General features: G+C 72.5%; 17 protein-coding genes. 8 read left to right on the forward strand and 9 right to left on the reverse strand.

Annotation, left to right across the window (positions count from 1 at the left end; genetic code table 11):
- Nucleotides 1–86: 86 nt before the first annotated feature.
- Entirely contained in the window at nucleotides 87–1,616 is a 1,530-nt protein-coding gene (locus M1E25_RS04745; protein ID WP_251410036.1) for a S9 family peptidase, read from the reverse strand.
- Nucleotides 1,617–1,711: 95 nt separating this feature from the next.
- Here M1E25_RS04745 and M1E25_RS04750 point away from each other — a divergent pair, with 95 nt between their 5' ends.
- The 3 genes from M1E25_RS04750 (at nucleotide 1,712) to M1E25_RS04760 (ending at nucleotide 4,788) form a co-directional block, all read left to right on the forward strand.
- A complete protein-coding gene (locus M1E25_RS04750) occupies nucleotides 1,712–2,695 on the forward strand; it encodes a helix-turn-helix domain-containing protein (protein WP_251410039.1) in 984 nt (327 codons plus the stop codon).
- 52 nt (nucleotides 2,696–2,747) lie between these two features.
- Complete coding sequence (locus M1E25_RS04755) at nucleotides 2,748–3,947, forward strand: cytochrome P450 family protein (RefSeq protein WP_251410042.1); 1,200 nt, start codon at nucleotides 2,748–2,750, stop codon at nucleotides 3,945–3,947.
- Between the two features lie 82 nt (nucleotides 3,948–4,029).
- Complete coding sequence (locus tag M1E25_RS04760) at nucleotides 4,030–4,788, forward strand: aminoglycoside adenylyltransferase family protein (RefSeq protein WP_251410045.1); 759 nt, start codon at nucleotides 4,030–4,032, stop codon at nucleotides 4,786–4,788.
- A gap of 147 nt (nucleotides 4,789–4,935) precedes the next feature.
- On the opposite strand, the gene M1E25_RS04765 is transcribed toward M1E25_RS04760, so the two are convergent.
- The 7 genes from M1E25_RS04765 to M1E25_RS04795 all read right to left on the reverse strand — a co-directional run bounded on the left by M1E25_RS04765 (nucleotide 4,936) and on the right by M1E25_RS04795 (nucleotide 12,016).
- Nucleotides 4,936–5,892: a serine/threonine dehydratase gene (locus M1E25_RS04765; protein ID WP_251410048.1), complete on the reverse strand. Its 957-nt coding sequence runs from the start codon at nucleotides 5,890–5,892 to the stop codon at nucleotides 4,936–4,938.
- A gap of 238 nt (nucleotides 5,893–6,130) precedes the next feature.
- On the reverse strand, nucleotides 6,131–6,718 hold the full coding sequence (locus M1E25_RS04770) for a sugar kinase (RefSeq protein WP_251410051.1): 588 nt from the start codon (nucleotides 6,716–6,718) through the stop codon (nucleotides 6,131–6,133).
- Nucleotides 6,715–7,857, reverse strand: a complete 1,143-nt coding sequence (locus M1E25_RS04775) for an ROK family glucokinase (protein ID WP_251410054.1) — start codon at nucleotides 7,855–7,857, stop codon at nucleotides 6,715–6,717. The genes M1E25_RS04770 and M1E25_RS04775 overlap by 4 nt, the downstream gene beginning before the upstream one ends.
- Nucleotides 7,858–8,103: 246 nt before the next feature.
- The gene (locus tag M1E25_RS04780; protein ID WP_251410056.1) at nucleotides 8,104–8,916 is read right to left on the reverse strand and encodes an ATP-binding cassette domain-containing protein; all 813 of its coding nucleotides are present in this window, start codon (nucleotides 8,914–8,916) and stop codon (nucleotides 8,104–8,106) included.
- Nucleotides 8,913–10,010 carry an ABC transporter permease gene (locus M1E25_RS04785; RefSeq protein ID WP_372500522.1) on the reverse strand — a complete coding sequence of 366 codons (1,098 nt, stop codon included), beginning with the start codon at nucleotides 10,008–10,010 and terminating at the stop codon, nucleotides 8,913–8,915. The genes M1E25_RS04780 and M1E25_RS04785 overlap by 4 nt, the downstream gene beginning before the upstream one ends.
- Nucleotides 10,007–11,017 (reverse strand): sugar ABC transporter substrate-binding protein, encoded by a 1,011-nt coding sequence (locus tag M1E25_RS04790; RefSeq protein ID WP_251410167.1) that lies wholly within the window; start codon nucleotides 11,015–11,017, stop codon nucleotides 10,007–10,009. The genes M1E25_RS04785 and M1E25_RS04790 overlap by 4 nt, the downstream gene beginning before the upstream one ends.
- A gap of 234 nt (nucleotides 11,018–11,251) precedes the next feature.
- Nucleotides 11,252–12,016 carry a GntR family transcriptional regulator gene (locus M1E25_RS04795; protein WP_251410058.1) on the reverse strand — a complete coding sequence of 255 codons (765 nt, stop codon included), beginning with the start codon at nucleotides 12,014–12,016 and terminating at the stop codon, nucleotides 11,252–11,254.
- 101 nt (nucleotides 12,017–12,117) lie between these two features.
- On the opposite strand from M1E25_RS04795, the gene M1E25_RS04800 reads away from it, so the two are divergent.
- The 5 genes from M1E25_RS04800 (at nucleotide 12,118) to M1E25_RS04820 (ending at nucleotide 16,497) form a co-directional block, all read left to right on the forward strand.
- Entirely contained in the window at nucleotides 12,118–13,140 is a 1,023-nt protein-coding gene (locus tag M1E25_RS04800; protein WP_251410060.1) for a Gfo/Idh/MocA family protein, read from the forward strand.
- A 144-nt stretch (nucleotides 13,141–13,284) separates the two neighbouring features.
- On the forward strand, nucleotides 13,285–13,608 hold the full coding sequence (locus M1E25_RS04805; RefSeq protein ID WP_251410062.1) for a hypothetical protein: 324 nt from the start codon (nucleotides 13,285–13,287) through the stop codon (nucleotides 13,606–13,608).
- 19 nt (nucleotides 13,609–13,627) lie between these two features.
- Nucleotides 13,628–14,902, forward strand: a complete 1,275-nt coding sequence (pcaDC, locus tag M1E25_RS04810) for a bifunctional 3-oxoadipate enol-lactonase/4-carboxymuconolactone decarboxylase PcaDC (protein ID WP_251410064.1) — start codon at nucleotides 13,628–13,630, stop codon at nucleotides 14,900–14,902.
- A gap of 49 nt (nucleotides 14,903–14,951) precedes the next feature.
- Nucleotides 14,952–15,596, forward strand: a complete 645-nt coding sequence (locus tag M1E25_RS04815) for an MBL fold metallo-hydrolase (RefSeq protein WP_251410170.1) — start codon at nucleotides 14,952–14,954, stop codon at nucleotides 15,594–15,596.
- 121 nt (nucleotides 15,597–15,717) lie between these two features.
- Nucleotides 15,718–16,497, forward strand: a complete 780-nt coding sequence (locus M1E25_RS04820) for an exodeoxyribonuclease III (RefSeq protein ID WP_251410066.1) — start codon at nucleotides 15,718–15,720, stop codon at nucleotides 16,495–16,497.
- Nucleotides 16,498–16,532: 35 nt separating this feature from the next.
- Here M1E25_RS04820 and M1E25_RS04825 read toward each other — a convergent pair whose 3' ends face one another.
- On the reverse strand, nucleotides 16,533–18,368 hold the full coding sequence (locus tag M1E25_RS04825) for an SGNH/GDSL hydrolase family protein (RefSeq protein ID WP_251410068.1): 1,836 nt from the start codon (nucleotides 18,366–18,368) through the stop codon (nucleotides 16,533–16,535).
- Between the last annotated feature and the right edge of the window lie 61 nt (nucleotides 18,369–18,429).

Genomic DNA, 18,429 nt, shown 5'->3' on the forward strand with positions numbered 1-18,429 from the left:
GCGTGGCGCGCGGTGTTCCCCGAGGACCCGCCCTGCCGCGGTCCGGTGGAGCGTCTCCACGCTCTCCGGTCCCGGCGCCGGGGACCTTACGAGCATTCCGCCGCCGCGCCGCCCCGCAGGTGCCCGAGGACCGAACGCACCGCGCGTTCCACGGCGTTGCGCGCCCCCTCGGTGTGGTCGAGCGTCTCGAACCCGTGGTGCCCGCCCGGTACGTCGATCACCTCCACATCGGCCCCGCTCTCCTTCGCTGCGGTCAGGAACTCCTCAACCGTCACCGCGAACTCCGGCCGCTCCAGCTCCACCCGGGTCAGCACCACCGGCAGACGTCCAGCGGTACGCACCGCGTCCACCGGCCGGAACCGGGAGTCGCCGAGCCCCCAGTTGGGCAGCGGCGCGAGCACGGGATAACTCGCCGCCACACACCGCAGCCATGGCGGGGGCGCGGCGAGCACATCCGCAGCCAGGAGCCCACCACCGGAGAAGTACCAGAGGGCGATCCGTTCCCCGTCGACCCGCGGGTCGGCCCGGACGAGTGCGACCGCCTCGGCCACGTCGTCCGCAGCGCGCCCGTGGTCGGCAAGACCGTGCAGTCGGTGATCCACGGTCACGCCGACAACTCCCAGACTCGCTGCGTACCGGCCGTAACCGGTGAAGGCCGGCCAGTCCCGCGGTGTCGGGTGCGTGCCGGCGGGGAGCGGCCCGCCGTGGACGAACACCACGGCCGGACAGGGACGGTCGCTGTCCGGCAGATGAAAATCGATCCGGCCCGTCCGCTCGCGCCGTCGCTGCGGTACGTCCAGCAGGAACGGCCGGAGGTGGCCGGGGATTTCGCCGGCCACCCCGTCGAGTCGGCGTCCCTCGCCGTCCGCGGCTCGGAGCAGCAGCTCGGCCAGCTCGTCGGGGCAGGAAAGCATCGGCCAGTGGCCGGTGCCGATTTCGAGGAGCCGCACGCCCCGGTCGGCGAGTTCCCGCAGGGCCGGGTCCCCGAACCGCAGCCGGGCTTCGACCATCGCGATGCTCGATCCGTTGGCGGTGCAGAGGATGCCGGTCGCCGGCAGGCCGGACACCGCCTCCGACAGCCGGAGCGGCCGGGTGAGGGTGCCCACCGGCTGAGGAGCAGCCAGGCGACTCAGCCGGGCCAGCGCATCGGCGGGGACACCCGCGGTGCTGCCCCACCGCTCCCAGTCGCCACCGGCCGGCGGCATGACCCGCCAGTCCTCCTCGACCGGCCCGTCCCGGCTCAACAGGCGTTCACACAGGGCCTGATCGGGCAGCAGGGCCAGGGCGGTGTCGCCGTCCCGGGGACTGCCGACGTCCAGGTGAACGATCCGTGCGATCCGCTCCGGGCGCCGGCCGGCGGCGCCGAGCACCGGGTGGATCCCGTAGCCATGACCGACGACCACCACCTCGGGCGTGTCCACGTGGTCGATCAGCTGCACCAGATCCTGGACGTGGGTCTCCACATCGGTGGCGGGGCCCGCCAGATGGCGCCGGTCGCCCATGCCCGTGAGCGTCGCCGGGTGCACCTCGGCCCCCGACGCGCGCAGCCTGGCTGCCGCCTCCCGCCAGATCCAGCCGCCGGTGCAGGTCTCCGACACCAGAACGAATGCCGTCATCACACGCCTCCTCGCCTGCCGTCCTCCGCGTTCCGGCCCGGTGCGGGCCGCGCTCGCCGTACCGTAGGAACTCCCCCTGAGGGAGGTTCAAGCCTGTGGTTCAGGACGGCACATGGAGCATCGGTGAGCTCGCCGAGCAGGCGGGTGTCACGGTCAAGAGCGTCCGCTTCTACTCGGACCGCGGCCTGTTGCCCGAGGCGGCCCGCAGCTCAGGTGGCCACCGTCGGTACGGCCCGGAGGCGCTGGACCGGCTCCGTCTGATCCGCTCCTTGCGGACGCTGGACCTGCGGGTCCCGGACGTGGGCCGGATCCTGGAGCAGGAGGACGCCTTCGAGGAGGTCGTCGCCGCGCATCTGCGGGAGCTCGGCTCCCGACGCGCCGCCCTGCTGTGGCGGGAGGCCGCCCTCCAGTTGCTCCGGGACTCCACGCCCCGGGAACGCGCCGAGAGGCTGTCGCTGATCGGCGCCCTGTCCGTCCCGCCCAGCACGGACGCCCCGGCCCGCTTCTGGCGGAGATGGCTCCCCCCGCGGCTCCCGGCCCGGGTGGTCTCCGCGGTCGTCGAACAGGCCGTTCCGCAGCCGCCCGCGGATCCGACACCGGCCCAGGTCCTGGCGTTCGCACGACTCCACGCCTTCGTCTCCCGGGACTGCCGGGGCACCGACCGCGGCCAGCCCGAGGCGCACCGGGCCGACAAGGGCTACCGTCCTGCCGTGCTCTACGAGGGTCTCGGCGAGGCCTTCGCGCTGGCGGCGCAGGACCTGCGGGCCCGGCGGCCACCTCACGAGGGTGAGGCACTCGACTGCTTCGTCTCCGCCTACGCCGTCTCGCACGCCGCACGCGACACACCGGCCTTCCGCCGCCGGCTCAGCGGCCAGCTCGCCGCAGATCCCCGTATCGACCTCTATTGGGAGCTCGTCGCAGAACTGTCCGGCCCCTCGGAACCGACTGCCGGGGCCGCGCACGACTGGCTCCACGCAGCCCTGGACACTCAGGTGAACCGCATCGGGCAGGGGCAGCGGGACCGCGGTGGCAGCAGCACAGGCCGTGCCCGAGGCCATGGCCGAGAACGTTCTTCCTGAGCTGATGCCACGTCACTAACCTGCTGCACGCTCATTTCGGAAGGGGCTGCCTGTGGACACCGATGAACCGGTCGACCTGACCTCCCTGGGTGAGGACTTCGTCCGCAATCCCTATCCGGTCTACGCCGCACTCCGGAAGCGCGGCCCGGTGCACCGGGTCAGGATCCCCGACTGCCCCGAGGCCTGGCTCGTCGTCGGATACGACGCGGCGCGCGCCGCCTTCGCCGACCCGCGGCTGTCCAAGGACTGGCGCAACGCCTCCCCGGAACTCGGCCTGGTGAACGTGGCCGCCGGATCGCACATGCTCAACTCGGACCCGCCCCGGCACGAGCGCCTCCGCAAGCTCGTCGCCAAGGAGTTCACCTCGCGGCGCGTCGACAAACTGCAACCCCAGGTCCAGGCGATCACCGACGAACTCCTCGACGCCATGCTCGCCCGGCCGGACGGCCGAGCGGACCTTGTCGACGCGCTCTCCTTCCCGCTGCCGATGTCCGTCATCTGCGAGCTGCTGGGAGTCCCCTTCCTCGACCGGGAGTCCTTCCGGACCTGGCCGAACGAGGCCGTGGGCGCCCAGGACCCGGCCCGGCGCAAGGCCGCCGCAGAAGCCGCATCCCGCTACCTCGCCCAGCTGCTCGAGGACAAGCGCAGGCGCCCCGGCGACGACCTGCTGAGTGCCCTGATCCGCACCACCGACGAGGACGGCGACCGGCTCTCCACCGACGAACTCATGGGCACGGTCTGGCTGCTGCTCGTCGCCGGGCACGAGACCACCGTCAACCTCATCTCCAACGGCGTCCTCGCCCTGCTCACCCATCCCGGCCAACTGGACGCCCTGCGTGCGGACATGAGCCTGCTGCCGTCCGCGGTGGAGGAGATGCTGCGCTGGGAGGGCCCTGTCGAGACCCCGACCTACCGCTTCACCACCGCCCCCGTCGAGATCGGGGGCACGGTGATTCCCGGGGACGGCAGGCTGGTACTGATGGCCATGGCCGACGCCGACCGCGACCCCGCCCGCTTCCCGGAACCTGACCGGTTCGACATCCGGCGCAATGCCCAGGGCCACATCGCCTTCGGCCACGGCATCCACTACTGCCTCGGTGCGCCGCTCGCCCGGCTCGAGGCCGGAGTCGCCATCGGAACCCTCCTCGGTCGCTGTCCCGAACTGCGGCTCGACGCCCACCCCGCGGCCCTCACCTGGCGTCCCGGCATGCTCATCCGGGGCCCGCAGTCCCTGCCGGTGCGCTTCGGTTAGGCAGGCCTGGGAAGGCGACGGTCCGGGTTCCGTACCGGGCAAACCCGTTGCATGCCCGGGTCCGGTGGCGGACAGTGGCCGGGTGGAGCAGCTCGGGAAGATCGTCCCGCTCGTCGACGACGTGCTGGGACCTGAGGTCATCGGCATGTACCTGCACGGGTCCTCCGTACTGGGCGGCCTGAGACCGGCCAGCGACGTGGATGTGCTCGTCGTGGCGCGTCGGAGCATGGACGAGCAGGAACGACGGGCGCTCGTCGGGTCGTTGCTCGCGACGTCGGGGTCCGTCAACGGTGCCCGGCCCGTCGAGCTCACCGTGGTGACCCGGCGCGAGGTGTGCCCGTGGCGGTACCCCCCGGTCGGCGACTTCCTGTACGGCGAGTGGCTGCGCGGGGAATTCGAGGCAGGAGTCGTGCCGCAGCCGGTGCCCATGCCGGATCTGGCCGTGGGGATCACGTCGGTGCTGGCCGGTGACCGTCCGCTGGCCGGCCCGCCACCGGCGCAGGTCCTCGCCCCCGTCCCGCAGACCGACCTGGTCCGCGCAAGCCTGGCCGGTGTCCCCGGCCTGCTCGACGACCTCGACGGCGACACCCGCAACGTCCTGCTGACCCTTGCTCGCATCTGGTGCACGCTCGCCACGGCTGAGATCAGGACGAAGGACGCCGCGGCCGACTGGGCCCTGGCCCGCCTGCCCGCCGAGCACCGCCCGGTCCTGGCCCATGCCAGGGAGCTCTACCTGCGCTGCCGGTACTCCGAGGAGAGCTGGAGCGCCGCGTTGAGGGAACAGGTGCGTCCTCACGCGGACGCCGTGCTCGCCCGGATCGACCGGTTGTCGCGCCGCTGAGCTCCGCAGCCGACGGAGTCGGTCCGATGACGGCATGCAGGCGTGTCCGGTGAACTCGTCCTGCCCCGGGTGAGTCGGCGCATCAGCCGCCCGGCGGCCGCCTCCGATGGGGTGGTCTCGAGGTCCCGGGGGGGGCGCCGATGCGCTTCAGCCGGTCGGGGCCGCCAACAGATCGGACGGGTCGGTGTTGGCCCCGCAGAGCACCACGCAGACCCGCTCGCCGGTTGCCGGCTCGTAGGCGCCGGAGGTGATCGCGGCCATCGCGGTGCCGGCCGCGTGCTCGACAACGAGACGCCGCTCGTTCCACAGCGTCTGCCGTGCCGCGACGACGGCCTCGTCGCTGACGAGTACCGAGCGCACATCGCCGTCGCGGGCCAGCTCCAGGGCGGTCGGGGAAGCCCGCCGGGCGCCGAGCGAATCGGCCGCCACGGACTGCACCGGGACGTCCACCACCTGCCCGGCCCCGATCGCCGCGTTCAGCGCCCGGCAGTTCTGCGGCTCCACTGCCACGATCCGCACCCCCAGGTGGGCGGCGGCCGCCGCACACCCGGCGAACAGACCGCCCCCGCCGACCGCGACGACCACCGTGTCCACCTCGGGCATCCGGTGGTGGATCTCGGTCATCAGCGTGCCGGCCCCGGCCGCGATCAGCGGATGGTCGTAGGCGTGCGAGGAGAGGGCACCGGTCTGCCGCGCGAACCGTTGGGAGGCCTCGAGAGCCTCGGCATACTCCTGCCCGGCCTGGTGCACCACCGCTCCCCGGGCGCGCAGCGCCGCGACCTTCACCGCGGGCGCGGTCTCCGGTACGAACACGTTGGCCGGGACGCCGTACCGGGCCGCCGCCCAGGCACAGGCCAGCCCGGCGTTGCCGCCCGAGGCGATCACGATCCCGGCCGCGGGCAGGGTGCCGGCTTCCCGGTGCGCCGCAGTGAAGTTGGCCGCCCCGCGCGCCTTGAAGGACCCGGTGTGCTGGAGGAACTCCAGGGCGAGCCGGACCTCGGCCCCGGTGCTCGCGGGTCCGGCCGGCGTGAGGACGACGGGGCGGGTGTGCCCGGCGATGCGGTCGCCCGCAGCCTTCACGTCTTCGTGCTGGATCACGGCCATGCGGGTGGGCCCCCTGGGTCTCGACGTCCGGCCGGACGGAGACGGGGCGCCGTACGCCGGCGGCCCGTCCGGCACGCTGGGCGCCCACCACTCTAGGGTTCTCCCATACGCACGGTGCCGCCGGTGCCTCGGCGATCCGGTCCAGCGGCAGCACCGTGCCGTCCAGGATCACGAACGCCTTCCCGGCGGCGACGCGTGCGGCGTCCCGGAAGTCGGGAGCCCGGAGTTCACCCGCGGTTCACGGGGTGGCGGTGGACACCACATACACCGTCGGGTGCGAGGGATTCCCGAGATCGACGGCGATCCGGTGGTCCGGCTGGGGGTCGGGCTGCGGGTGCGCCGTTCCGGCCCACCGGGAGCCGGAGCCGATGTTCCAGCCGACCACGGCGGCGTTCCGTTCGGTGACGGCCTGCCGGTCCTTGCGCAGGTCGGACCGGCTGGTCCCGATGTTGTGCAGGAAGGTGTCGAGGCCCTCGTCGGTCGTCGTGAACTGCACGTAGAGCCGGCTGACCTTCCACGTGTTCGTCTCGTAGAAGGCGACGTTCTTCGAGTAGCGCGGTATCGGCACGTCGTAGATGCGGCGCTGGACGCGGGAGGGCCAGTCGGCGGTGAGCCCGGTGGCCGCGGCCTTGCGGGCCTTGTCCTTTCCGCTGTCACGGCTCTGCTGAGCGGAGACCACGAGGTAGCCGGTCGGGATCCCGATGAGGAGTACGACGACGAGCAGGGTGACCAGACGCCGCCGGGTGGTCGTGGTGCTGCCCGGCTGGGGGGCGCCCGGTGGCGGGGCCTGGTGCGGCACCGAGGGGCGCGGATCGGCCGACGTCATGCAAGTCCTCCAGCGGACGACTCGGAGGCCGCCCGTGCGTAGCGTTCGTGGCGCTCGACACGCCTGCGGTTGGCACGGCGGAAGCGCCGGGCGATCAGCCGTGCGAGGTCGGCGGCTCCGACCAGCCCGGCCTCGTTGCCGAGCTGCGCTTTGACGATCCGCGCCTCCGGCCGGTAGCCGCGGCCCGTGAGATGGCGGCGGAAGGCGTCGCGGGCGGGGCCGAGCAGCAGGTCGTCGGCCGCGCTGACGCCGCCTCCGACGACGAAGCAGGCCGGGTCGAGGGCGGCGGCGAGGTTGGCGATGCCCACCCCGAGCCACTGGCCGATGTCCTGGAGGAGTTCGATGCACATGGCATCGCCCTGGCGGGCCAGCTCGGTGATGAGGGGGCCGGTGATGTCGGGGATGTGCCCGCCGACCCGTTCGATGATCCCGTAGGCGACGGGCGAGTCGGCGGCAGCCAGTTCGCGCGCCTCGCGGACCAGGGCGTTGCCCGAGCTGTACTGCTCCCAGCAGCCGCGGTTGCCGCAGGGGCAGCGGTGTCCGCCCGGGACGACCTGCATGTGGCCGAACTCGCCGGCCACCCCGTAGCGGCCGCGCTTGACCTGGCCGTCCTCCAGGATGGCGCCGCCGATGCCGGTGCCGAGGGTGATCATGACGAGATGGTCCTGGCCGCGGCCCGCCCCGAAGCGCCACTCGGCCCAGGCGGCGGTGTTGGCGTCGTTGTCGACCATGACCGGTACGGCGAGGCGGGCGGCGAGCGCGTCGCGCAGCGGCTCGTCGCGCCAGGACAGGTGCGGTGCGAACAGGACGCGGGAGCGGTTGGCGTCGACCCAGCCGGCGGCGCCGATGCCCACGGCGTGCACGTCGTGCCGGTCGGAGAGGTCGAGGACGAGCTCGACGATGGTGTCCTCGACGACCTTGGGGCTCTTCGACTTGTCGGGGGTCTCGCTGCGCATGCGTTCCAGGATGTTGCCGTCGGCGTCGACGACCCCGGCGGCGACCTTCGTGCCGCCGATGTCGATGCCGACCGTGGGCACCCGGGGCGCGGCGAGATGGGAGCGGCGCTCCCTGGAACCGATGGTGCGCAGCACGGTGGCGCGGGCCGTTCCGCGTGACGCCTGCTCGCGGAAGGTGCTCATCGGTCCGCCTCGCGGCCCTGAGCGGCGCGGAGGGCCGCCGGGGTTCCGGGCCTGCGGCCGTGGCGGTCGCTGCGGGTGCGTGCTGGCAAGAGTCGTCGTCCCTGCGGAGTCTGGGGCGGCGGGCCGCCCGGGCTGGCACGGTTCTGGGCGGGTTGGTCCCGCCGTGCGATTGTGCCTCACCGGCGCGGGGCGGCGCATGGTGGCAGGGCGGCCCCGGACCCGGCCGGGCCGGATCCGGGACACGGGTCAGTCCCCGGCGACGTCCTCTGCGAGGTGCTCCGGCACGGGCGCCCGCTCGAGCTCGTGGCTGAGCTGCTCGAGCTCGCTGCCCCCCGACATCTGGCGGGTGAGCTCGTCGAGGGTGATGCCGTCCTTGGCGTGGCTGCCTGCCATGGCACCGCGCTTGAGGAGGACGAAGCGGTCCCCGACCAGGTACGCGTGGTGCGGGTTGTGGGTGATGAGGACCACGCCGAGGCCGGCGTCACGGGCCGCCGCGACGTACTTCAGGACGACTCCGGACTGCTTGACGCCCAGGGCGGCCGTCGGCTCGTCGAGCACGAGCACCCTGGCGCCGAAGTGGACGGCACGGGCGATGGCCACGCACTGCCGCTCGCCGCCGGAGAGGGTGCCGATCGGCTGGTCGACGTCCCGGAGGTCGATACCCATCCGCAGCAGCGCGGAGCGGGTCGTCTCCCGCATCGTCGCGACGTCGAGGCGCCGGAAGGGGCCCGCGCCCTTGCGGGGTTCCGAGCCGAGGAAGAAGTTCCGCCAGACCGGCATGAGGGGGACGACGGCCAGGTCCTGGTAGACCGTGGCGATGCCGCGGTCCAGGGCCTCGCGGGGTGAGGAGAGCACGGTCTCCTCACCCTCCACGGAGAGGACGCCGGCGTCGTGCCGGTGCAGACCGGCAATGATCTTGATCAGGGTGGACTTGCCGGCGCCGTTGTCACCGAGGACGCAGGTGATCTCCCCGGCGTGGACCTCCAGGGACACGTCGTCGAGTGCCCGGACGTTGCCGTAGGACTTGCTGACCGCGGTCAGCTCGACCAGTGCGCTCACCGCGTCTCACCTGCCTGTTTCCGCGCCGTCGGGTCATCCTGCCGGGACTGCGCCGACGTGGCCTCCGCCCGTCTGCGCACCCAGGCGTTGAGCAGCGTGGCGAGCAGCAGCATGGCCCCCAGGAAGAACTTGAACCAGTCGGGGTCCCACTGGGCGTAGACGATTCCCTTGCTGGCCATGCCGAAGATGGCCGCCCCCACCGCCGAGCCGATCGCCGAGCCGTAGCCGCCGGTCATCAGGCAGCCGCCGATGACGGCCGCGATGATGTAGAGGAACTCGTTGCCGATGCCCTCCCCGGACTGCACGACGTCGTACGAGAAGAGCAGGTGCTGGCCGGAGACCCAGGCGCAGAACGCCACGGCCATGTACAGCCCGATCTTGGTCCGGGCGACCGGGACTCCGACGGCCCGGGCCGCGGCCGCCCCGCCTCCGGCGGCGAAGATCCAGTTGCCCGTGCGGGTGCGCAGCAGCACCCAGGTCGCGAGGGCCACGAGACCGGCCCACCACAGGACCGTGACCTTGATGGTGACGTCCCCCAAGGACATCTGTGAGGCGAAGAGACCGTGCGCGGAGGAGAAGCCCTCCATGTCACCGATCGTCCGGGTGCTCACGCTGCCGCTGACCAGCTTGGTGAAGCCGAGGTTCAGGCCGGTCAGCATCAGGAAGGTGCCGAGCGTGATGATGAAGCTCGGAAGCCCGGTCCTGACCAGCATGAACCCGTTGAAGAACCCGATGGCGAGGGTGGCGAGCAGCGAGACCCCGACGCCGGCCCAGACGTTCGCCGTCATCTGGTAGCTGAACATCGACGAGATCAGCGCGGAGGACGTGACCATCACGCCGGTCGACAGGTCGAACTCGCCGCCGATCATCAGCAGGGCGACGGGCACCGCCATGATCCCGATGGTCGACGAGGCGTAGAGGACCGTGCTGAGGCTGGACGCGCGGAGGAATCCCTCGGCCGCGAAGGCGAAGAAGACGAAGACGGCTGCGGCGCCCACCACGGCCCCGAGCTCGGGCCGGGCCAGGAGGCGGCGCGCGGTGGAACGCGACGCGGCCCCCATGCCGGCGGACAGCGTCGTGGCCGTGGCGGTCATCGAGTGCCACGCTCCGCGTACTTCTGCAGCGCCCCAGCGTCCTTGCCCGTGACGACCTGCGGACCGGTGAGGACCGGACGGCCGCCGCCGAGTACGTCGGCGTTGTACTTGTGGAGCCAGAGCAGGTCCACGGCCTCGTAGCCCTGCAGGTAGGGCTGCTGGTCGACGGCGAAGCCGAGGTCGCCGTCGCGCAGGGCCGAGGCGACCTTGGCGTTGAGGTCGAAGGTGTCGATCTCGGCCTTGCTGCCCGCCTGCTCCTTGGCCTTGACCGCGGTGGCGGCGAAGGGCGCGCCGAGGGTGACCACGGCGTCGATGTCCCTGTCGGCCTGCAGCTTCGCCTCGATGGCGGCCTGCACGTCGGGCATGTTGGTGCCCTCGACGTACAGGTTCTTCATACTGCCGCCGAAGGTCTTGCGGGCGCCGTCGCAACGCTGTTCGTGGCCCACGTTGCCCTGCTCGTGCAGCACGCAGATCGCCTTCTTGCGGCCGCGCTTGTCGAGCTCCTGGCCGACGGCCTCACCGGCGATGGTCTCGTCCTGGCCGATGTGCGAGAGCGCGCCGAGCTTCTTCGACTCCTCCGAACCGGAGTTGACCGTGATGACGGGAATGCCCGCCTTGACGGCCTTGCTGACGACGTCCTTCATGGCAGCGGGCTTGGCCAGGGAGACGATCAGCCCGTCGACCTTCTGGTCGATGGCGGTCTGCACCAGTTCGGCCTGCTCCTGCGCCTGGTCGTTCTGGCTGTAGAGGAACTTGACGTTGTCCTTGGCGGCGGCCTGCTCGGCACCGCGCTTGACGATGTCCCAGAAGCTGTCCCCGTCGCCGGAGTGCGTCACCATGGCGAAGGTGTAGCGGGGGGTGTCCACCGCGGGCCGGCCGCCGGCCCCGTCGCTCGCCTGCTCCTCGGCACCCTTGCCGCCGGTGCTGCTGCACCCCGTGAGGGCGGCCGCGAACACCATGGCCAGCACCGCACCCGCCGCACGTATGCCTGTTCCTGCCCTTGCCACGATGACGTGCCCCTCTCGCTGCTGCTCCGTGCGGCCTGCCGGCTGTTTCTCGCGACCCTCGGTCACGAGTCGCCGCACAAGTATCCGCCACCGGTCCGGCGGAGACACCCGGCGGGTCCGCCGGAGGCCCCCGGGAGTCTGGCCGTGACGACTGAGCACCGTCAATGCGCCGTCGCCGGAATTGGCCGGGAGTCGTCGCCGTGAGACCCGAACTCAGGGCCCGCGGCCGCCGGTTCACGGGCGCACGAGCAGTTGGAACTCGAAGGCGTAGCGCGACGCCCGGTAGAGGTGCGTGCCGAATTCGACGGCCCGTCCGGTGTCGTCGAAGGTGGTGCGTTCCATGGTCAGCAGCGGAGCGCCCCCCGGCTCGCCGAGCCGTTCGCCCTCGCCGGCCGTGGCCGCCCGCGCGCCGACGGACTGCCGGGCGCTGTGCAGGCCGATCCCGGACCGGCGCATCAGGCGGTAGAGGCCGGTCGCCTCCAGCTCTTCGGTGGTCATGTCGAGCAGGCCCGGCGGGAGGTGGTTGCGCAGGTGGGCCACCGGCTCGCCGTGAGCCAGGCGCAGGCGCTCGACCACGACGACGTCCGAACCCTCGGCGATGCCGAGCCGTCCGGCGACCGACGCCGAGGCGGACTCGGTGGCGTGCCGCAGCACGCGGGTCGTGGGGCGCCGGCCCGCGGCCTCGAGGTCGTCGTACAGGCTGCTCAGTTCGAGTGGACGTCCGACCTGGCTGTGCACGACCTGGGTGCCGACGCCCCGGCGGCGCACCAGGAGCCCCTTGTCGACCAGCGACTGGATGGCCTGGCGGACGGTGGGCCGGGACAGCCCGATCCGGCGGGCCAGCTCGATCTCGTTGCCGAGCAGGCTTCCGGGGACCAGCCGGCCCTGTTCTATCGCCGCCTCGAACTGCTGGGACAGCTGGTGGTAGAGCGGAACCGGGCTGCTGCGGTCGACCCCGAGCCGGAGCGCCTCCGTCGGTTCTGCCTCACGTCTCGCCACGCTCGCGAGCGTATCGGCAAGCCCGGTTGACGGGAAGTCGTGACGTTCGGTTGTCAGGACAAAGTGTTGACAGGGTGTGCGGCGCCCGCCAGGTTGGAGCCATGCGTATCGGACTCATCGGAACAGGACGTATCGGCGCACTTCACGCAGAAGTGCTGGGCGGGCACCCCGAGGTCTCCTCACTGGTCGTCGCGGACGCCGATGCGGCGCGGGCCGCCGAGGTCGCGGACCGGGTGGGCGGCCGCGCGGCCCCGTCGGTGGACGCCCTGTTCACCGACGGTCCCGACGCCGTGGTGATCGCCACCGCCACCGCGGCCCACGCCGAACTGATCGGGCGTGCCGCCCGCGCCGGACTGCCCGCTTTCTGCGAGAAGCCGATCGCCCTCGATCTGCCGGGTACCGTGACGGCGCTGCGGGAGGTGGAGGCGGCCGGGACCGTCCTCCAGCTGGGCTTCATGCGCCGGTTCGACGCCGGCTACCTGGCCGCACGGGCAGCGGTCCGGTCCGGCGCGCTGGGCCGGCTGCACACCGTGAGGGCCGTCACCTCCGACCCGGCGCCGCCGCCGGCCGCCTATCTGCCAGTGTCGGGCGGTCTGTACCGCGACTGCCTCGTCCACGACTTCGACATCCTCCGGTGGGTCACGGGCCGTGAGATCACCGAGGTGTACGCGATCGGGTCGGATGCCGGGCCGGCCATGTTCCGGGACTCCTCGGACGTCAGCAGCGCCGCGGTGCTGCTCACCCTGGACGACGGCACGCTCGCCACGGCGACGGCGACCCGGTGCAACGGCGCCGGATACGACGTGCGCATGGAACTGGCCGGTGACCGGGACCAGATCGCCGTCGGACTGGACCCGCGCACCCCGATCACGTCGACGGAGATCTCGGGGCCGCCCGCCCCGGACAAGCCGTGGCCCGGGTTCCTGGAACGCTTCGGTCCCGCCTACGAGGCGGAGTTGGACGCCTTCGTGCAGGTGGCGCGGGGCGAGCTGGACAACCCGTGCGACGGGCGGGAGGCATTGCGCGCGCTGCTGGTCGCCGAGGCGTGCGAGATGTCGCGGCGGGAGCGCCGGCCGGTCCGGATCGAGGAGGCCGAGCAGGCCGGGAACGCGGTCCGGGCCTGAGGTCGTCCCCGAACGGCGCCGTCGGCCGCAAGGCGGGGCTCGGTCCGGCACATGCGGGCGGAGTCGAAGCCGGTCGGCTTCCGGCCGGATGCGGCGCAGCCTTCTGATGACCGGTGTTTGTCGTGGCAGTACGACGCGGGGACGGTGAGCATCTGGACGGTGGCGGGGCGGTTGCGCGATATCCCCTGCACCGGCCACCGGGATCACCTCGCCACGCTGACCGCGTGCCGCAGAGGCGAGACGGATCTCGTCTACCGCGACGGCAAGTGGTTCCTCCTCGCTACGTGTGAGGTCGAGCCCGCGCCGATGAACACCGCACCGGTGGACTGGATCGGGGTGGACCGGGGCATCGTGAATCCGGCCACCACCAGTGACGGGGACAACCACACCGGCCGCCGACTGGAGCGTTACCGCAGATCCCTTCAGGGCCGGAAAAGTGACAGGCCCCAGCTTCAGGGGCTTCTGTGAGATGTGGGAGCGTAAGCCGGTGAGCACGACGACGAGAACTCTGCAGTACCGCCTTGACGGGCCGGAAGACGCCCCGGTCCTGATCTTGGGACCGGCTCTCGGCACCACCTGGCACATGTGGGACCGCCAGATCCCCGAGCTCAGCCGCCAGTGGCGGGTCCTGCGCTTCGACCTGCCCGGCCACGGCGGCGCTCCGGCGCACGCCGCGACTTCCGTGGCGGATCTCGCCGAACGTCTGCTCGCCACGCTCGACCAGTTGGGCGTCGGAACGTTCGGCTACGCCGGCTGCTCCGCGGGCGGAGCCGTCGGCATCGAGCTTTCGCTGCGGCACCCGCAGCGCATCGCCTCGCTCGCGCTGGTGTCGGCCGCGGGCCGGTTCGGGACGCCCGACGAGTACCGTCAGCGCGGCGTCGTGGTGCGCAGCAACGGTCTGGAGCCGATGGCCCGCGCCCTGCCCGACCGCTGGTTCACGTCGTCGTTCGCCGCGTCGCAGCCCGCGATACTGGAGTGGGCCGTGCAGATGATGCGGACCACCGATCCGGGTTGCTACATCGGGGCCTGCGAGGCGCTGGCCTCCTTCGACGTGCGCGGGGACCTGTCCGGCGTCCGGGTGCCGACTCTGGTGGTGGCGGGCTCCGAGGACCGGGTGACCCCGCCCGCGGAGGCCCGTCTGCTCGTCGCCGGCATCCCCGACGCGCGGCTGGCGCTCGTCCCCGCCGCGTCCCACCTCGCTCCGGTGGAGCAGCCGGCTGCCGTGACGGATCTGCTCGTGCGCCACTTCGACACCGCGTGGCAGGTGCCGGGGGGCGTCAGCGGCATCGGGCCCCGGCAGAGGGTGCCCGCGCAGTCGGCGCCGGCCTCCCCGTTCGCGGAGCTGTCGGCCGCCGGGGAGCAGCCCGAGGCGCCGGCCGTGCGCACCGAGTACGAGGCCGGCATGAAGGTGCGCCGTGAGGTGCTCGGGGACGCCCACGTCGACCGTGAGTCGGCGGGCACCGACGAGTTCACGGCCGAGTTCGACGAGCTCCTGACCCGCAGCACCTGGGGCGGGGTGTGGACGCGTCCCGGCATCGACCGGCGCATGCGCAGCGTCGTGGCCCTGACGGCCCTGGTGGCGGGGGGCCACGTCGACGACCTCGCTGCCCACACCCGCGCCGCCCTGCGCACCGGGCTGACCCCCGCCGAGATCCGTGAGGTCCTGCTCCAGACGGCCGTGTACTGCGGGATGCCGGCAGCCGCGGCCGCCTTCCGGGTCGCCCGCGACGTCATACGGGAGGAGACCACGCCGCACGGGTAGCACGATGGGAAGTACCGATCCCGCGCACCGCATCGGAGGGGACCACGCTGTGGAGCTGACCAAGAAGGGCCACGCCTGCATCCGGCTGGAGAAGGACGGGCAGCGGCTCGTCATCGATCCCGGCGGGTTCAGCGAGCCGGACGCCGCCGTCGGGGCGGACGCGGTGCTCGTCACGCACGAGCACGCGGACCACTTCGACGAACAGCGGTTGCGGGCGGCCCTGGAGAGCAACCCGGGGGCGGCCGTCTGGACCCTGCGCAGCGTCGCGGACCGGATCGCCGGGGTCTTCCCCGGCCGGGTGCACACGGTCGGACACGGGGACACGTTCTCCGCGGCGGGTTTCGACATCGAGGTGCACGGGGAGTTGCACGCCGTGATCCACCCCGACATCCCGCGGGTCACGAACGTCGGCTATCTCGTGGACGGCGCGGTCTTCCATCCCGGCGACGCCCTGACCGTGCCGGAGCGGCCGGTGGAGACGCTGATGCTGCCGGTGCACGCACCCTGGAACAAGATCGGCGAAGTGATCGACTACGTGCGGGAGGTCGCGCCGCAGCGGGCGATCGATGTTCACGACGGCCTGCTGAGCGATGTCGCCCGGACGGTCTACGACCGTATGCTCGGGCCGGACGGCCCGGGGGTCGCGGGTGCGGTCCACTCCCGCCTCCAGCCGGGGGAGTCGGTCGGGCTCTGACGGGCTCCGACCGGTGCCGGTGGCCCTGGCGGCCTGCTGCCACGGGTCCCCGTCCCGGCCCGAGCGGATGGCCGGGGCGGCTGCGGGGCCCGTTGTCGGCGGCCCCCGATAGCCTTGGCGCATGCGCATCGCCACCTGGAACGTCAACTCGATCACCGCCCGGCTGCCCCGGCTGCTGGCCTGGCTGGAGAGCAGCGGCACCGACGTGCTGTGCATCCAGGAGACCAAGTGCACCGACGAGCAGTTCCCGCGCGAGCAGCTCAAGGAACTCGGTTACGAGGCCGCGGTGAACGCCGACGGCCGCTGGAACGGCGTCGCCCTCCTGTCCAGGGTCGGGATGGAGGACATGGTTGCGGGGCTTCCCGGCGGCCCCGAGTACGACGGCGTGCAGGAGCCGCGTGCGATCTCGGCCACCTGCGGCGGCGTCCGCGTCTGGTCGGTGTACGTCCCGAACGGCCGCGAGGTGGAGCACGCGCACTACGCCTACAAGCTGCGCTGGCTCGAGGACCTCGGTGCGGCGGTGGCCGGCGACGCCTCCGGCGGGCGTCCGTTCGCGGTGCTGGGGGACTTCAACATCGCGCCGGCCGACGAGGACGTGTGGGACCCGGCGGCCTTCGAGGGACTGACGCATGTCACCCCGGCCGAGCGGGCGGCGCTGGAGAGCCTGCGGGCCAGGGGCCTGACCGACATCGTGCCGCGCCCGTTGAAGTACGACCGCGCCTTCACTTACTGGGACTACCGCCAGCTGTGCTTCCCGAAGAACCGGGGCATGCGGATCGACCTGGTCCTCGGCAACCAGTCCTTCACCGTCGCGGTGAAGGACGTCTACTCCGACCGCGAGGAGCGCAAGGGCAAGGGCGCCTCCGATCACGCACCCGTCGTGGTGGACCTCGAGGTGTAGCCCGGCGCGGGCCGGCCGGGCGCGCCGGGCCTGCCTCAGGACTCGAGGGCCCGCAGATCGATCGACTCGGCGAGCGCCCGCAGACCCGCGTCGCCGGGGTGCAGGTGGTCGCCGCTGTCGTACTCGGGCCGCATCCGGGACGGCCGTGACGGGTCGCGGACGACGGCGTCGAAGTCGAGCAGCGCGTCGAACACGGCGTTCTTCCCGGCGTTCGCGCGCAGGAACGTGTTGACGGCGGTGCGCCGGGCGTCCACCTCGGGGGTGCAGTCGTGGTATCCCTCGCAGGGCGCGATCGTGGCGGCCACCACCCGCAGTCCGCGAGCGCGGGACCGTTCGGCAATCGCCTTCAGGCCCTCGACCACGTCCGCGGCCGAGGTGCCCCAGCGCACGTCGTTGATCCCTTCGAAGACGACGACCGTCCGCGCGCCGGTCTGCGACAGCACGTCCCGGTCCAGCCGGTGCTGGGCGCTCACCCCGCCGGTGTCGGTGCTGACCCCGTCACCGGGGTAACGGTCCGTCACGATCCGGTTGGCGGAGATGCCGTGGTTGAGGACGCCGTAGCGCGGTACTTCGTCCTGGTTCCGCAAGCGCTCGGCGAGAACGTCCGGCCAGCGGTGGTTGGCGTCCCGTGTCGACCGGACCCCGTCGGTGATGGAGTCACCGAGCGCCACGACCGTCCCTGGGCCCCCGCCCACGTCGACACCGGTGAGGAAGGGCCAGGTGGTGAGGGTGCCGGTGTACGAGTCCGGACCGCTCTCACCCGTCCGGTCACCGCTGCCCCGGGCACTGATGAACGAGCGCTGGATCGCCTGGCTGTGCACCGGCGCCGCCGTCACCGTTCCCGGCAGGTGGATGCTGACCAGCAGGTTCGCTCCGGCCGGGACGGTGAAGCCGAGCGGGTCGGAGAGCAGCTGCGCGCCCGCGGGGATCCGTGCCCCGGGCCGGCCGCCGAAGGACAGGGCCGCCGGCTCCTGTTGCGCCGTCGCCCCCTCGGCCTGCGCCGCGACACTGGCGTGGCCGATCTCCACCGGTTGCCCGGCGAAGGTGTTGGCCAGCCGGATGCGGACCTTCCTGCCACCGGAACTGCTGTGCACCACCAGGCGCAGGGTCCGGTCCGTCCATGGTCCGACCGCGGTGTACCCGGCCGGGCTCGCCGCCCAGCTGCCGGTCCAGGAACCGACCACCGGCGTGCGCACCGCTGCGGCGAAGACGTGCAGGTCGGTGTCCGGCCCGGGGTCCTTCGGCAGGATGACGGAGGAGATCGTGCGGCCCCGTTCGACGGGCACGCTCACCGCGTACAGCCGTGCCTTCCCGGCCTGTTGGCCGGCTGGGGTGTTGATGTGCGGCAGCGCGACGGCCTTGGTGGCGAGGCTTCCGGTCCGCCAGTCCGGCGCGGTGAGGGTGTAGCTGCTCGTGGAACCGTCGGCGTAGCGGATCGTGCCGGTGCCCGCCACTGCGCCGCCGGGTGAGCGAAGTGACGTTCCTGCGACCAGGAAGGACACGGCGTTCCCCGAGCCGTGCAGCCGCACCGCCTGCCCGTCGGACCGGACGTTGTCGGGCTTGCCGGACGCCGACCGCGGCCACTCCAGCCGCGCTGCGTCCAGAGTGAGGCGCTGACCGGGTGTCCATCCTGCGGCGCTCAGATCCTGCGCGGACAGCGAGTTCCCGGATCCGTCGAAGTCGGCCTCGCCGGGGTGGCCGTCCCGGCTGACGGCCGTGTTGTCGAAGTGCTGCTCCAGAGGCAGCGGACGTCCCGGCCCCTGTGCGCCGTTCTCCGGGTCCGCGTTCGCCGGGGCGCCTGCGGCCAGCACGGCGAACGCCGCTCCCGCCGCCAGTCCCCCGGCCGTCCACCGTCTTCTTCCGACGAGCATGCCCGTCCCCTCCCGGATCGGCAGCGGTTCGCAGGTGCCCGACGACCGTAAGGAGGTGCAT

The sequence above is a fragment of the Streptomyces meridianus genome (assembly GCF_023703325.1).
GTDB classification, from domain to species: domain Bacteria; phylum Actinomycetota; class Actinomycetes; order Streptomycetales; family Streptomycetaceae; genus Streptomyces; species Streptomyces meridianus.